At 61.2% G+C, this 13,980-nt stretch carries 14 protein-coding genes; 12 read left to right on the top strand and 2 right to left on the bottom strand.

Going from position 1 to position 13,980, the window contains the following annotated elements; translation table 11 throughout:
• The first annotated feature begins 376 nt into the window (after positions 1 to 376).
• The 8 genes from HFRIS_RS03480 (at position 377) to HFRIS_RS03445 (ending at position 9,010) form a co-directional block, all read left to right on the top strand.
• Entirely contained in the window at positions 377 to 1,663 is a 1,287-nt protein-coding gene (locus tag HFRIS_RS03480; protein WP_006461846.1) for an ABC transporter substrate-binding protein, read from the top strand.
• 133 nt (positions 1,664 to 1,796) lie between these two features.
• Positions 1,797 to 2,663 (top strand): branched-chain amino acid ABC transporter permease, encoded by an 867-nt coding sequence (locus HFRIS_RS03475; protein ID WP_006461845.1) that lies wholly within the window; start codon positions 1,797 to 1,799, stop codon positions 2,661 to 2,663.
• Positions 2,664 to 2,696: 33 nt separating this feature from the next.
• On the top strand, positions 2,697 to 3,731 hold the full coding sequence (locus HFRIS_RS03470) for a branched-chain amino acid ABC transporter permease (RefSeq protein ID WP_006461844.1): 1,035 nt from the start codon (positions 2,697 to 2,699) through the stop codon (positions 3,729 to 3,731).
• The gene (locus HFRIS_RS03465) at positions 3,728 to 4,441 is read left to right on the top strand and encodes an ABC transporter ATP-binding protein (RefSeq protein ID WP_006461843.1); all 714 of its coding nucleotides are present in this window, start codon (positions 3,728 to 3,730) and stop codon (positions 4,439 to 4,441) included. The genes HFRIS_RS03470 and HFRIS_RS03465 overlap by 4 nt, the downstream gene beginning before the upstream one ends.
• Positions 4,441 to 5,148: an ABC transporter ATP-binding protein gene (locus tag HFRIS_RS03460; protein WP_006461842.1), complete on the top strand. Its 708-nt coding sequence runs from the start codon at positions 4,441 to 4,443 to the stop codon at positions 5,146 to 5,148. The genes HFRIS_RS03465 and HFRIS_RS03460 overlap by 1 nt, the downstream gene beginning before the upstream one ends.
• A 151-nt stretch (positions 5,149 to 5,299) precedes the next feature.
• Entirely contained in the window at positions 5,300 to 5,890 is a 591-nt protein-coding gene (locus HFRIS_RS03455) for a nuclear transport factor 2 family protein (protein WP_006461841.1), read from the top strand.
• A 175-nt stretch (positions 5,891 to 6,065) separates the two neighbouring features.
• The gene (locus tag HFRIS_RS03450; protein ID WP_039874197.1) at positions 6,066 to 7,142 is read left to right on the top strand and encodes a porin; all 1,077 of its coding nucleotides are present in this window, start codon (positions 6,066 to 6,068) and stop codon (positions 7,140 to 7,142) included.
• A gap of 203 nt (positions 7,143 to 7,345) precedes the next feature.
• Positions 7,346 to 9,010, top strand: a complete 1,665-nt coding sequence (locus HFRIS_RS03445) for a methyl-accepting chemotaxis protein (protein WP_006461839.1) — start codon at positions 7,346 to 7,348, stop codon at positions 9,008 to 9,010.
• A 9-nt stretch (positions 9,011 to 9,019) separates the two neighbouring features.
• On the opposite strand, the gene HFRIS_RS25780 is transcribed toward HFRIS_RS03445, so the two are convergent.
• Positions 9,020 to 9,295: a hypothetical protein gene (locus HFRIS_RS25780; protein WP_233207524.1), complete on the bottom strand. Its 276-nt coding sequence runs from the start codon at positions 9,293 to 9,295 to the stop codon at positions 9,020 to 9,022.
• Between HFRIS_RS25780 and HFRIS_RS03440 the strand changes: the two genes are divergently transcribed.
• The gene (locus tag HFRIS_RS03440) at positions 9,225 to 9,722 is read left to right on the top strand and encodes a winged helix DNA-binding protein (protein WP_233207520.1); all 498 of its coding nucleotides are present in this window, start codon (positions 9,225 to 9,227) and stop codon (positions 9,720 to 9,722) included. The genes HFRIS_RS25780 and HFRIS_RS03440 overlap by 71 nt on opposite strands.
• 132 nt (positions 9,723 to 9,854) lie before the next feature.
• On the opposite strand, the gene HFRIS_RS03435 is transcribed toward HFRIS_RS03440, so the two are convergent.
• The gene (locus HFRIS_RS03435) at positions 9,855 to 10,544 is read right to left on the bottom strand and encodes a GntR family transcriptional regulator (protein ID WP_006461837.1); all 690 of its coding nucleotides are present in this window, start codon (positions 10,542 to 10,544) and stop codon (positions 9,855 to 9,857) included.
• Positions 10,545 to 10,720: 176 nt separating this feature from the next.
• Between HFRIS_RS03435 and HFRIS_RS03430 the strand changes: the two genes are divergently transcribed.
• The 3 genes from HFRIS_RS03430 (at position 10,721) to HFRIS_RS03420 (ending at position 13,699) form a co-directional block, all read left to right on the top strand.
• Positions 10,721 to 11,587 (top strand): NAD(P)-dependent oxidoreductase, encoded by an 867-nt coding sequence (locus HFRIS_RS03430; protein WP_006461836.1) that lies wholly within the window; start codon positions 10,721 to 10,723, stop codon positions 11,585 to 11,587.
• Positions 11,588 to 11,617: 30 nt separating this feature from the next.
• A complete protein-coding gene (locus HFRIS_RS03425; protein ID WP_006461835.1) occupies positions 11,618 to 12,256 on the top strand; it encodes a 4-carboxy-4-hydroxy-2-oxoadipate aldolase/oxaloacetate decarboxylase in 639 nt (212 codons plus the stop codon).
• Positions 12,257 to 12,376: 120 nt separating this feature from the next.
• A complete protein-coding gene (locus tag HFRIS_RS03420; protein ID WP_006461834.1) occupies positions 12,377 to 13,699 on the top strand; it encodes an MFS transporter in 1,323 nt (440 codons plus the stop codon).
• Positions 13,700 to 13,980 lie beyond the last annotated feature (281 nt).

Below are 13,980 nucleotides of genomic sequence, written 5' to 3'. Positions count from 1 at the left end.
AATGGAAAAAGAAGCAAAGCAATAAGGACGTGGCATCAATGCACGTCGCCATTTGGGGAGTGACGCTTTGTTGACGGGGAGCCCTGTCAACCAGCACAGCGACATTCCAGCAGTCCGAATCCGTCAGTCGATAGTCAGCAGAAAGAACCGCATCACCTGGGCCGCGATGGCCGGGCTGTTCCGCCAGGGCAGCCATGTCGCGCAGGTTCCGAAGATGGCAGTAAGCCTTGCCGGTCCGCCGGCGAGGAGGGCGTCGTGCAAGCTTCTTCAGGGAAGAGCTTGCAATGTGCGCCGGTTATTTGGGGTAGCTCCCGCTAAAGGCTTCATGCGGTGGGGGATTTTGGGTGTCATTCAATACAACAAGGAGCGTCTCATCATGCTAGGTCTCATCTCCAACAGCGTCAAAGCGGTCCGCACGGCAGGGGTAGCGGTCTCGTTTTCCCTGGTCGCGTTTGCGGCACACGCGCAACAGCAAGAAATCAAGATCGGTGTCATCTATCCTCTGAGCGGTGCTGCCGCCTCCACCGGCGCCGAGATGAAGGACGCGCTGGAACTGGCTGCCGACATCATCAACAACGGCGCCAAGGGCGTACCCAACCTGCCGTTTTCGGCCGGTGGCGGCCTGCCCAACCTGAAGGGCGCCAAGATCAAGCTGGTGTTCGCCGATTCCCAGGGCAACCCGCAGGTCGGTGCTACCGAAGCCGAACGCCTGATCAGCCAGGAGAAGGTCGTGGCCCTGGTCGGCAGCTATTTCAGCAACGTCACCGCCACCACCAGCCAGGTGGCAGAACGCTACAAGGTGCCTTACCTGAACCCGGAATCGTCCTCGGCATCGCTGACCCAGCGCGGCTTCAAGTGGTTCTTCCGCACCACGGCCCACGATGACCTGTTCGTGACCAACTTCTATGAGTTCTTCAAGGAGCTGGAAGCCAAGAAGGGCATCAAGGTCAACAAGCTCGGCGCCTTCAACGAAAACACCCTGTGGGGCAACGAGACCACCAAGCTGGAGACCAAGCTGTCCAAGGACCGTGGCTTCGACCTGGTCAAGACCGTGGTCTACCCGGCCAAGAGCACCCAGCTGACCTCGGAAGTGCAGCAGCTCAAGGCAGCCGCACCGCAGGTGGTGCTGCAGTCGTCCTACCTGGGTGACGCCATCCTGTCGATGAAGACCTATAAGGAACTGGGCTTCAACCCCGACATGATCCTGGCCAATGACGCCGGCTTCATCGATACCGAGTTCATCAAGACCCTGGGCAAGGACGCCGACTACATCATCACCCGCGATGTCTGGTCGCTCGACCTGGCTGCCAAGAACCCGCTGATCAAGCAGGTCAACGATCTGTTCTACAACCGTTACAAGATCAACTTCACTGGTAACTCGTCGCGCACCTTCACGGGTCTCATGACCCTGGCCGATGCCATCAACCGCGCCGGTTCGACCGATGCCGAAGCCATCCGCAAGGCACTGGCCGAGACCAACATCCCGGGCGACAAGCTGATCATGCCGTGGAAGGGCATCAAGTTCGACGAGCACGGCCAGAACACCCTGAGCTCGGGCATTCTGCTGCAGATCATCAACGGCAAGTACTACACCGTGTGGCCGTTCGACATGGCCACCCGCGACGTGGTCTGGCCGATGCCGAAGTGGGATCAACGCAAGTAAGCAGGCGATAGCACTCATGGTGCCACGGGGCGGCAGGCCGGCGACGTAGGCCGGGCCGGCCTCCCCGCGGAAAAATCTTCATCGCAGGCGGCTGATAAGACGGTGCGTGAATAGTTCGTTGGAGGGAAAAATTATGTCTTGGGATATTTTGGCGCAGACCCTTGCGTCCGGTTTGCTGATCGGACTGATCTATGCGCTCGTTGCTATCGGCCTGACCCTGATCTTTGGCGTCATGGATATCGTCAACTTCTCGCATGGCGAATTCCTGATGTTCGGGATGTACTCCAGTTTCTGGTTGTTCGCCCTGTTCGCGCTCGACCCCATCTTCACCCTGCCGCTGACGGCATTGTTCCTCTTTGCGCTGGGTGCACTGCTCTACAAACTGGTCATCCGAAAGATCACCAATGCACCGATGGTGTCGCAGATCTTTACGACCTTCGGTCTGATGATCCTGTTCCGTGGTATCGCGCAATTCTTCTGGAAGGCCGACTTCCGCACCATCGAGAACTCGATGGTCAGCGGCCAGGTGTCCATCGCCGGCATCCAGATCGGCACGCCCCAGCTGACCGCAGGCCTGGGCGCCATCATCGTCACCGGCGTGATCTATACCTTCCTCACCCGTACCCGCCTGGGCGCGGCCCTGGAGGCGACTGCCGCCGACAAGGAAGCCGCCCAGCTGATGGGTATCGATTCGCAGAAGATGTTTGCCCTGGCCTGGGGTATCGGCGCGGCCTGCGCGGGCGTGGCCGGCGTGCTGCTGTCGACCTTCTTCCCGATCTTCCCGGAAGTGGGCGCCAACTTCATCCTGATCGCCTTCGTGGTGGTCAACCTGGGTGGCTTCGGCAGCGTGGTCGGTGCCCTCATCGCCGGCGTGCTGGTAGGCCTGATTGAAGTGATGGGCGGTTTCCTCCTGGGACCGCAATACAAGATGCTGATCGTGCTGGCCTTGTTCCTGGGGATGCTGATGTTCCGTCCGCAGGGCCTGATGGGCAAAGCCTGAGTACGCCACCGATACAGTCAAGAAGGAAAATCCATGTCCAAGAATACCTCCGGCCTGATCATCACAGCGCCGCCGTCGGGCGCGCTGGCCAACAAGATGCGCATCGCCCTGGCGATCCTGCTGGTGGTGGCGGTGGCCCTGCCCACGTTCGTCACCTCTCCCACCCACCTCAACCTGGCGATCCTGATCCTGATGGCGGCCCAGATCGGCGTGTCCTGGAATATCGTCGGCGGCTATGCCGGCCAGGTCTCGCTGGGTCACGTGGCGTTCTACGGTATCGGCGCCTATACCTCGGCCATCATGTTCTCGATCTGGGGCATCAGTCCCTGGATCGCCATGCTGGCCGGCGGACTGATCGCCGCCGCCACCAGCCTGGTGATCGGCTGGTCCTGCTTCCGCCTCAAAGGTCACTACTTCGCGATGGCCACCATTGCCGTGGCCGAGATCATCCAGATCGTCTTCACCAACTGGGACTTCGCCGGCGCCGCCGTGGGCCTGACCATTCCCATGAGCGAGGAGGGCTGGTCCAAGATGATCTTCAGCGGCAAGGAGCCCTACTACTACATCGCGCTGGGCTTGTTGCTGGTGACCTTGCTGGCCAATGCCTGGATCGAGCGCAGCTATCTGGGCTATTACTTCCGGGCCATCAAGGATGAACCGGATGCCGCCCGCAGCCTGGGGGTGAGCCTGTCCAAGTACAAGCAGATCGCCTTTGCCGTGAGCAGCTTCTTCACCGCCATGGGAGGCAGCCTGTATGCCCAGAAGGAACTCTATATCGATCCCGCATCGGTACTCGGTACCGGCATCTCGATCAAGATGGCGCTGGTCTCCATCCTGGGTGGTATCGGCACCCTGTTCGGCCCCATCGTCGGTGCCGGGCTGCTGACGGCCATCGAGGAAGGCACGCGTACCCTCTTCGGCGGCACCGGTCGCGGTACCGACCTGATCATCTACGCCGCGCTGATCATCGCCATCGCGGTCTATTACCCGAACGGCATCGTCGGTTACGTGCGGACCTATCTGGCCCGCCGCAAAGCCAACAAGCAACATCAGGAGGGCAGCAAATGAGCCTGCTTCGTGTCGAGAACGTCTACAAGAAATTCGGCGGCCTGACCGCCAACCAGGATATCTCCTTCAATGTCCAGGTCGGCGAGATCGTTGGCCTGATCGGGCCCAACGGCGCCGGCAAGACCACCATGTTCAATTGCATTGCCGGCTATTCGCCGCCGACCACTGGTGACATCTGGCTGGAAGACGTGAAGATCTCCGGCATGAACCCGGAGCAGTGTGCCCGCATCGGCATCGGCCGTACCTTCCAGGTGGCGCGCACCTTCACCAGCATGACCGCGCTGGAGAACGTGATGGTCGGTGCCTTCCTCAACGAGCATAGCGTCGCCAAGGTGCGGGACACGGCGCGCCAGCTGCTGGAGTTCGTCAACCTCGGACGCTTCGCCGACAAGCCGGCCGGCAGCATGACCATCAGCGAACAACGCCGCCTGGCGGTGGCCCGCGCCCTGGCGGTCAAGCCCAAGCTGCTGCTGATGGATGAAGTGATGGCCGGCCTCAATCCCACCGAGGTGAAGGAAACCGTGGAGGTGGTGCTGAAGATCCGCGACCGTGGCATCTCCTGCCTGATCGTGGAGCACGTGCTGGAAGGCATCATGCCCATCGCCAACCAGATCGTGGTGCTGGACTACGGCAAGAAGATCGCCGATGGAAGCCCCACCGAGGTTTCCAACGACCCGCACGTGATTGCCGCCTACCTGGGAGATGAATGATGTTGCAAGTAACCAATCTGCGCGCCAGCTATGACGGCGTGCTGGCCTTGTCCAAGGTCGACCTGGAAGTCAAAGCCGGCAGCATCGTGGCGCTGGTCGGTGGCAACGGCAACGGCAAGTCCACCACGCTGCGCGCCATCGCCGGCCTGAACAAGCCCGATGCCGGCCAGATCAGCTTCGAGCGCCAGGATATCGGCAAGATCCCTTCCTTCGACCGCGTCAAGCTGGGCCTGTCGCTGGTGCCGGAAGGGCGTCGGCTGTTCCCGCGCCTGACGGTGGAACGCAACCTGGAGCTGGGCGCGTACACCCGTACCGACAGCACCGAAGTGGCGGCCTCCCTGGACGAGATGTATGCCACCTTCCCCATCCTCAAGGAACGGCGCCATCAGCTGGCCGGCACCATGAGCGGCGGCGAACAGCAGATGCTGGCCATCGGGCGCGGCCTGATGGCCAAGCCCAGGTTGCTGCTGCTGGACGAGCCGTCCTGGGGCATCGCACCCAAGTTCGTGACCAAGGTGTTGGACACCATCCAGCAGATCAACGCCAAGGGCGTGTCCATCCTGCTGGTGGAGCAGAACCTGCACAAGGCGCTGGACATCGCCCACTACGGCTATGTGATCCAGACCGGGCGCATCGTCATGGAAGGCAGCGGCGACGAACTGCTGCACAACGAAGACATCAAGAAGGCCTATCTGGGCGGCCTGTGACATGCAGGCCCACCCCATGCCCGAGAGGAAAGCCGTGACAGACCGCCTGAACGAGTAGCCCATCGGGCCCGAGCCGGCGTCCCGTTCCCGGGACGCCGCTTCCCTCCACATCGCGAGCGACGGCTGTGGCCGTCATGAACCAAGGACTTTTATGTTGACGCATAAATCCCTGCTGGAAGCGTACGTCCATGCAAAAGACAAAGGCAGTCCCGGGCTGATCCACGACATCTTCGCGCCCAATACCATGTTGACCATTGCCGTGTGCGATGACGGCATTTCGTTTCCGCCGCTGGTGGTGGGCAGCGAAGGGATCGCGCAGACGCTGGTGACCGATTTTGGTCGTCAGTTCTCGCAATGCCGCACCTATTACCTGGCCGACGTGCCAGCCGGTGCGAGTACCCAGATCGATCACCTGCCGTGGCTGGTCATCATGCGCGACAAGGTCCAGGCCAAGCTGCGCATCGGACGCGGCAGCTATCGCTGGTCATTCGTCCCTGAGGGTGAAGGCTGGCGTATCTCGGAAATGCATATCCGCATCGACCGCATGGATAGCCTGCCCGACCGGGCGGGCGGTCTGGTGACGACGCTGCAATCTTTCCTGCCATACCCGTGGTTGCGGCCGGCAGCACTGGACGAGGCGCTGGCACCGCTGGCCCGCTGCAATCCGGCGTTTGGCTTCGTGACGGAATTCCTGTCCGAAAAATTTGAAAGGCCGGAGCAGGGCGTGTTCGCTCCGGCGTGAACGAGGACCCCGAAGAGGGTCGTGAAAGCAGTGGTTTTGCAGTTCCCGTTCAAGCGCTGGAGGCAAAAAGGCCAATTGCTTCCGGTGTGCGGCGGGCTGGCGCGTATCGGCATGGAAGGGCGCGCACGATCATGCCGATACGCGATTTTTTGGAAATCATTTACGGGGAATCACAATGAAACAAAGGATTTTGGCTGCGTCGATCATGGCTGCGGCAGGTATCTACGCTCTGCCCGCATCGGCGCAATCGTCGGTGACCATCTACGGTCTGATCGATACCGGTTACGTCATCGAAACCGGCGGCGCTGCAGGCAAGGTGAACAAGCTGACCAGCGGTATCAGCGGCGGTTCGCGCATCGGCTTCAAGGGTACGGAAGATCTCGGCGGCGGCATGTCGGCGGTGTTCCTGCTGGAGTCGGGTTTCCAGAACGACACCGGTGCACTGGGTCAGGGCGGTCTGCTGTTCGGTCGCCAAAGCTATGTCGGCCTCAATGGCGGCATGGGTTCGGTGCTGGTGGGACGTCAGTACACGCCTCAATACATGACGCTGGCCATGGTGGATCCGTTCGGTACCGGCTATGCCGGTGATGCAGCCAACCTGATGCCCAACACCGGCAACAGCTCCAGCCGCATGGACAACACCGTCAAGTACATCTCGCCCAAGGTGGCTGGTTTCACCGGTGAACTGGCTTACGGTTTCGGCGAAACGGCCGGCTCCACCAAGGCCGCCAGCCAGGTCGGCGCTGCCGTGCAGTACAGCAACGGTCCGCTCAATGTGCGCCTGGGCTTCCATGGTCGCAACAACGACACTACCACCGCCGAGACCAGCAGCGGACGCAGCACCTTGCTGGGCGCGGTGTACGACTTCGGCGTGCTCAAGCTGCACGGCGCCTATGGCATCAACAAGGGCGTCAACAGCTCGCCGCTGCGCAGCGCCGTCAATTCCTATGGCACCGGTCCCGTGTTCGCTTCCACCGACAGCGCCGACATGCTCATCGGCGTGACCGTACCGTTCGGCGTGCAGCACACCGTGCTGGCCTCGTACATCCACAAGAACGACAAGACCGCCCGCAACCAGGACGCCAACCAGGTCGCGCTGGGGTATCGCTACTCCATGTCCAAGCGCACCGATCTGTATGCGATGTATGCACACATCAGCAACAAGAATGGCGCACCCTACACCGTGGGTAGCTCCATCGAAACCGGCTCCGGTAACAGCGCCTGGAACTTTGGCATCCGCCATACGTTTTAACGGCTTTTTCCGGCGCATGCAGTCTTGAGGGGGAAAGGTAAGTAGTGCCTAGGTTTCTCAGGCACGCAGTTTCTTACTGTGCGTGACGCCGGGCCTGATTGCCGACGGCTCCATGTCTTGAGGGGAGTCGTCGGCCAGGTGCGGAGGAGATGCAGGCTGACACCATCGTCGTTACCGCATTTCGACTTGCAAGGAGCATCCACATGAAGTTGAAGAATCTGAACATCGGACAACGCCTGAGCGCAGGCTTCGGCATTGTGATTTTCCTGATGCTGGCGCTGACGGCCATTGGCGTACTGCGCCTGAACCAGATCAACGGCAGCATCGCCATGATCGCCAAGGATTACTATCCGCGCACCGTGATGGCCAACTCGGTCAAGGGTGCGCTGGACGAGACGGCGCGCAGCATGCGCAACCTGCTCTTCATGAGCACGGTCGACGAGATCAAGGGCGAGCTCGACACCATCGATCGGGCCGGCAAGACCATCGACAACACGCTCAAGCAGTTTGCCGCCAATACCAGTTCGGAAGACGGGCTGCGCATGCTCAAGGCGGTCAATGCGGCGCGTGCCCAGTACACGCCGGTGCTGAACAATTTCATCGCCGCCGTCAAGGATGGACAGGTCGAGCAGGCGCGGGACCTGATCCTGCCCGAGATCGCCCCCTACCAGAGCGCCTATTTCAAGGCTCTCGACAATCTGATCGCCTACCAGGGCAGCCGCATGGAAGAGGGCGGGCGTGACGCCGAACAGGTGGCCACCTCGGCCAGCATGCTGATGATTGCCATGGCCAGCATTGCCACGCTGCTGGCCGCGCTGGTGGGCTATTCCGTCATGCGCGGCATCACGCGCCCGCTCAATGCCGCCATCAATATTGCCGAACGCGTGGCCGGTGGTGATCTGGCGGTTCAGGTCGAGGCCACCGGCTCGGACGAAACGGCCAAGCTGCTGGCGGCACTGCAACACATGCGCGACGGCCTGGTAGGCGCGGTGACGCAGGTACGCGAGGGGTCCGACGCCATTTCCGTGGCGGCGCGCGAGATCGCCGAAGGCAATGCCAACCTGTCGGCCCGTACCGAACTGCAGGCCAGCACGCTGGAAGAAACCGCCAGTTCCATGCTGGAGCTGACCAATGCGGTCAACCAGAACGCCGAGAACGCCCGCGAAGCCAATCATCTGGTGCTCAACGCTTCGCAGGTCGCCACGCAAGGGGGCGACGTGGTCACCCAGGTGGTCAGCACGATGAAGGAAATCAAGGAGAGCTCGCGCCAGATCGTCGACATCATCGGGGTGATCGATGGCATCGCCTTTCAGACCAATATCCTGGCGTTGAACGCTGCCGTGGAGGCAGCCCGCGCCGGTGAGCAGGGACGCGGGTTTGCCGTGGTCGCCGCCGAGGTGCGCGCCCTGGCCCAGCGCAGCGCCGCTGCCGCCAAGGAGATCGCCGGGCTGATCCAGAGCTCGGTGAAGAAGGTCGACGCCGGTGGCGCGCTGGTGGACCAGGCCGGGCAGACCATGCAGGAGATCGTCTCCAGCGTGAAACACGTGGCCGACATCATGATCGAGATATCGGCCGCCAGCGACGAACAGAGCGAAGGCATCCGCCAGATCAACCAGGCGGTCGAGCAGATCGATGACATGACGCAGCAGAATTCGGCCCTGGTGGAACAGGCGGCAGCGGCCGCGCAGCAGATGCATGACCGCTCGCTGGCGCTGGGGCGCGCGGTATCGATCTTCAAGACACAGGGTGCGCAGGCAAGCCAGACGACGCACGAACCTGGCGCGGCGGACTGGGAATTGTCAGGCGAGCATGCCGAGGCGCCATTGGCATGGACGCCGGAGGGCAGGAAGTTGCTGGTGGAAAAGTAGACTGCAGATTCAACAGAGCCCAATCTGGCTCACCTTGCCGAGGAAATTGGGGTTTAAAATTGGGGTTTCTCGACTGACTGCCGGCGGCGGGAAAAATCGCTCGACGATATTTCCTGTGGCGGTCAGTGATCTTGTCTGCTTTCCAAAGACCTTTATGCCAACCGAAAAGAAAACCCCGAAAGCCAATTTCGCCCAGCCCAACACCCCAGGCAAGGTGCCGATCGTATCGTCACTGCATCTGGCTTCAGGAAGGAGCAAGGAGTTGAGCGAATTCGAGTTCGGCATGATCATCGCCAGCAATGCCTTCAACCGATGGATGATCCGCTGCATCTCGGCGGCCGGCATGAAGGACATGACGGCCACCGACGTCCTGGTATTGCACCATATCAACCATCGCGCACGCGAGAAGAAGCTGGCCGACATCGCCTTCATCCTCAATATCGAGGACACGCACGTGGTCAACTACTCGCTCAAGAAACTGCACGCCCTGGGCCTGGTGAGCACCGAGCGGCGCGGCAAGGAAGTGCTGTATTCGACCAATGAGGCCGGGCAGGATCTTTGCAAGCGGTACTACGAGATCAGGGAGCAGCTGCTGGTCTCCAGCCTCACCGGTGACAACACCGAGAGCTACGAACTGGAAGAGCTGGCCCGGTTCCTGCGCGTGCTGTCGGGCTTGTATGAGCAGGCGGCGCGGTCGGCGACGTCGATGTAAGAACAACAGGGTGGCCGGCCGTCTGCGGGCCGGCGCCTTCTCGTAGCCCCCCTACCTGCATCGCCCGGACTCCCTCCTCAATCCGTGCGGAAGCCCTTCCGGGTGTCATGCTACGGACCTGTCTGCACGCAATCATCCGGGCGCGCCTAGCCCCTGATACTCGCTGCGCCGCTTCATGAAGCGGTGGTAGGACATTCGCAGGTGCAGGCGCATGACCTGGCGTGCCAGTTCGCCATCTTTTGCTTCCATTGCCAGGACCAGGTCCTGATGGTGATGCAGGCTTTGCTCCAGTTGTGCCGGTTCATAGAGGTGGAAGGAACGGACGATGATGGGCATGTCGATGATGGTCTCCAGCATCGCACGCAAGCGCGGCGAAGCGGAATAATCCAGGATGGTCCGGTGGAAGGTGCTGTTGGCCGCCTGGATATTTTCGACTGAATGGGGGCCGCCATCGCGGATGGCAGAGGCCATCCTCTCATTGCTGTCCTTCAGGATCTTCAGCATTTCCTCGTCGCCACGCTCGGCAGCCAGGCTGGCTGCATAGGGCTCCAGCAACATGCGCAGCTGGAAGGTTTCTTCGATATCCCACTCGCTCCAGGCCGCCACGTGGATGCCCTGGCCGGCGTCGGCAGTGGCCAGGCCCTCCTCGACAAGACGTCTCAGGGCGGTCCGCACAGGCGTACGGCTGACTCCCAATTCACGCGCAAGCGGTTCTTCCTTGAGCTGGGTGCCTGGCTTGTATCGTCCTCCGACAACCCGCTGACGGAGTACTTCGTAGACCTTGTCCTTGCCGCGTTCCACCTTCGATGCTCCCGTTTCCATTGCCGATGGCGGATTCTATATGCGCCATCCCGACCTCGTCCAACAGGGCGGCTCATTCGGCTTGAATGTCCCAATATTGTTCTTTTTGTGGTTTTTTTAAGCTAGGTAAGAAACTGATTTGCCTTAAATGTACTTTTTTTGTATTCTTTGTAAAAATATTCAAACCGGAGACACCGATGCGCATCGCAATCGTCGGCATGGGCGAAGTTGGTCGCTGCTATGCCAAAGCCCTCTATGCAGCAGGGCATGAACTGATCCTCTGCGAAGCCTTTCCTTCCCCGGCGGCCCGGGAGCTGGCCAGCCAATGGAGCCTGGAGCTACACCAGCAGCCAGGCGTTTGCTTCGAAAATGTACAGTGGGTGTTTTCCTGCGTGACCGGGGCACAGGCCCTGGCCGTGGTCGAACAGGTGGCAGCGTTCCTGGACGCGGGGACCGGATTTGCCGATCTGACCACCGCCAGCCCGGAGACCAAGAAGCAAGCCTTTGCCACCGCCCTTGCGGCGGGATTCGAATACGTGGATGTGGCCATCATGGGCGCCATTTCGCTCAACTGGGAAAAGACCCCGCTGCTGGTGGCCGGCCGCAAGGCTGCCGATTTCAGGGAGGTGCTGCTCACTGCCAACGGCCGGGTGCAGGTCATCGAGGGCGCCAGTCCGGGTGCTGCGATTTCGCTGAAGATCCTGCGCAGCATTTTTACCAAAGGCATGGAAGCGCTGGCGGTCGAGCTGTTGATGAGCGCCGAAAAGCAGGGCGTACGCGAAGAGCTGTATCACCAGTTGAAGGATATCGACGAGACCCCACTGCGCAGCTTCATCGACATGCTGGTGCGCACTCACGTGATCCATGCGAAACGCCGTGCCCATGAAGTCCACGATGCACGCCGGGAACTCGACGGCCAGGGACTGCCATCGCTGGTGCTGCCGGGCGTGGAGGAGCGTTTCAATGCCACTTCGGCGCTGCTGGAGCGACGTCCACTGGACGTGGACAACCCCGACGTCGGACAGGCTCTTACCTGGTTGCTCGCCGCTGGCGACGCAACCTGACTTCAACTTCCAACCCAGGATATATCCATCATGACCACCAAAGAACAGATTACCCAGTTGCGTGAGCTCGGTTCGGCCACGGTCTACGAAGCACAGGGTGCCAAGGGCGCCCTGGACCACGGCATGAAACCGATCGATCCCACCTCTCGCCTGGCCGGTCCGGCCCTGACAGTGGATGCCCGCCCGGGCGACAACCTGGTGCTGCACTACGCGGTCCTGCAGGCCAAACCGGGCGACGTGCTGGTGGTCGATGCCAAGGCCTTCATGGAAGCCGGTCCGTGGGGTGACGTGCTGACCGTGCTGGCAATGAAGCGCGGCATCGCCGGGCTGGTGGTCAATGGCTGCGTACGCGATGCGAACACCATCATCGATCTGGGATTCCCGGTCTTCTGCCGCGGCCTGTCCATCAAGGGCACCGGCAAGCACCAGCCGGGCCGGGTCAACGTTCCGGTGGTCATTGGCGATGTCGTCATCCATCCCGGTGACATCATCGTGGGCGACCGCGACGGCCTGGCAGTGGTGGCAAAAGACGAAGTCGAAGCGACCATCGCCAGCAGCATCGCGCGCGAAGAAAAGGAAGAAAAGATGCGTCGCGCCATCGAGGACGGCGCCTCCACCGTCGAGCTCATGAAGTTGCAGGACATCCTCAAGAATTACGGTCTGGTGTAAGCCACCGAAAGGGAGAGCCGGCGCAAGACCGGACTCCATCTTCCTGCCTGCCCCTGGCCTGATGGCGCGGGGCGGCGCAGATGAAAACAGAAAATGCTTCAATCGCTGAAGGAGACTTGAATGGAAGCGGTAGCCATGGAACGTACGAAGTCGAAGAGCCATTTCAGATGGGTCATCGGCGCACTGATTTTCATTGTGTACACGGTGGCTGCCGCCGACCGTGCCAACCTGGGCGTCGCCTTGCCGTTCCTGCGCAAGGAATTCGTGATGTCCAACACCGAAGCCGGTGCACTGGCCAGTATTTTCCTGTTCGCCTATAGCCTCGCACAGCTGCCTTCCGGCCTGGCCTACACGCGCTTCGGTATCCCCCGCGTGTTTTCGCTCGCCATGTTGGCGACCTCCCTGTTCACCGGCTTGATCGGTACGGCTTCATCGCTGCTGATGCTGAAGATCTACCGCTTCGGACTGGGATTGGCGGAAGGCCCCCTGCCCATCGGGATCACCTCGACCATCAACAACTGGTTTCCGGCGCGCGAAAAAGGCACCATGACCGGGATCTTCCTGGCCGCCGCCAAGTTCGGCCCGGTGCTGGTGCCGCCGGTCTGTGCGGTCATCATCCATTACTGGGGCTGGCGCTATATCTTCTACATCTTCGCGCTGCCCGGCATCGTCCTGTCGGTGGTGTGGCTGCTGGTGGTGAAGAACCGGCCATCGGAAAGCCGTCATGTGTCCGAGGAAGAGCTACAGCACATCAATGATGATCGGGCCGCCAGCGGTACCGCCCAGGCCCCGAGCAGCAAGCGCGACTTCGCCCTGCTGGATCGCCTGATCCGCACCAGCAAGGTCGCCACGGTCGACACGACCAAGGGCATCTTCCGTTCATGGAACATCATGGGTGCGGCGCTGGGCTATTTCTTCATGACCGCGATCGTGAACGTCCTGCTCGCCTGGATTCCGACCTACCTGATCAGCGTCAAGGGCTACTCCGTCACCAACATGGGCATGGTCGCTGCCGCCCCCTGGGTGGGCGCGGTGATCGGCAATCTCCTGGGCGGCATGATGACCGATCGCCTGCTCGACAAGCGTCGCAAGCCGGCCATGCTGATTTCGGCGTTCTTCACCACCATCATGATGGTCATCCTCATCAACTCGCCGGCCGATCCCTTCCTGTATGGCGCGCTGCTGCTGCTGACGGGGATCCTGCTCAACATCGGCTATTCCACGTACATGGTCTATCCGATGGGCATGACCTCCCGCAAGGTCTATCCGATGGCCAGTGCGATGGTCAATACACTCGGGCAACTGGGGGGGGCCTGTGCGCCGCTGATCGCCGGTCTCCTGCTGGACAACTACAGCTGGAGCTATGTCTGGGTGTTTCTGGCGGTGTGCTCGGTGCTGTGCTTCATCACCATCCTGACCATTCGCGAGCCGGCGCACGCTTGAACGGTCCTGTTCGGCGCTGTCTCTCGCTTCTGGGCGGAGGACGGCGCCTGCGATGGAATCGGTGACGCGCAAGCCACGCAGCCTTGCGTATTGCCGCTGTTGCCCAACCAGCGGCCTGTAGCAAAGACAGCTACTTTTCAAGCTTATGCGCGCCGCGAGTCCTGTCAAAGCACTCGAAAGAGCCACGCCTTGGTCTCTGTGCAGGGATACCGGTGTTCTTTGCCTTCACCCTGTTCTGGGTGGGCCTGGCCATACGTCTGGTCGCGCTGGCGCTGTTCAAT

Origin of the sequence: Herbaspirillum frisingense GSF30 (assembly GCF_000300975.2) — a bacterium.
Classification (GTDB): Bacteria; Pseudomonadota; Gammaproteobacteria; order Burkholderiales; family Burkholderiaceae_D; genus Herbaspirillum; species Herbaspirillum frisingense.
Note: the sequence above shows the minus strand (reverse complement) of the source record. Positions and strands in the feature narration are given on the sequence as shown.

Bases quoted from the DNA above. Each gene is read 5' to 3' on its own strand.
- HFRIS_RS03460 (WP_006461842.1), top strand. From the start codon at position 4,441: ATGTTGCAAGTAACCAATCTGCGCGCCAGCTATGACGGCGTGCTGGCC.
- HFRIS_RS03425 (WP_006461835.1), top strand. From the start codon at position 11,618: ATGACCACCAAAGAACAGATTACCCAGTTGCGTGAGCTCGGTTCGGCC.
- HFRIS_RS03430 (WP_006461836.1), top strand. From the start codon at position 10,721: ATGCGCATCGCAATCGTCGGCATGGGCGAAGTTGGTCGCTGCTATGCC.
- HFRIS_RS03470 (WP_006461844.1), top strand. From the start codon at position 2,697: ATGTCCAAGAATACCTCCGGCCTGATCATCACAGCGCCGCCGTCGGGC.
- HFRIS_RS03465 (WP_006461843.1), top strand. From the start codon at position 3,728: ATGAGCCTGCTTCGTGTCGAGAACGTCTACAAGAAATTCGGCGGCCTG.
- HFRIS_RS03450 (WP_039874197.1), top strand. From the start codon at position 6,066: ATGAAACAAAGGATTTTGGCTGCGTCGATCATGGCTGCGGCAGGTATC.
- HFRIS_RS03475 (WP_006461845.1), top strand. From the start codon at position 1,797: ATGTCTTGGGATATTTTGGCGCAGACCCTTGCGTCCGGTTTGCTGATC.
- HFRIS_RS03480 (WP_006461846.1), top strand. From the start codon at position 377: ATGCTAGGTCTCATCTCCAACAGCGTCAAAGCGGTCCGCACGGCAGGG.
- HFRIS_RS03435 (WP_006461837.1), bottom strand. From the start codon at position 10,544: ATGGAAACGGGAGCATCGAAGGTGGAACGCGGCAAGGACAAGGTCTAC.
- HFRIS_RS03455 (WP_006461841.1), top strand. From the start codon at position 5,300: ATGTTGACGCATAAATCCCTGCTGGAAGCGTACGTCCATGCAAAAGAC.
- HFRIS_RS03420 (WP_006461834.1), top strand. From the start codon at position 12,377: ATGGAAGCGGTAGCCATGGAACGTACGAAGTCGAAGAGCCATTTCAGA.
- HFRIS_RS03445 (WP_006461839.1), top strand. From the start codon at position 7,346: ATGAAGTTGAAGAATCTGAACATCGGACAACGCCTGAGCGCAGGCTTC.
- HFRIS_RS25780 (WP_233207524.1), bottom strand. From the start codon at position 9,295: ATGCCGAACTCGAATTCGCTCAACTCCTTGCTCCTTCCTGAAGCCAGA.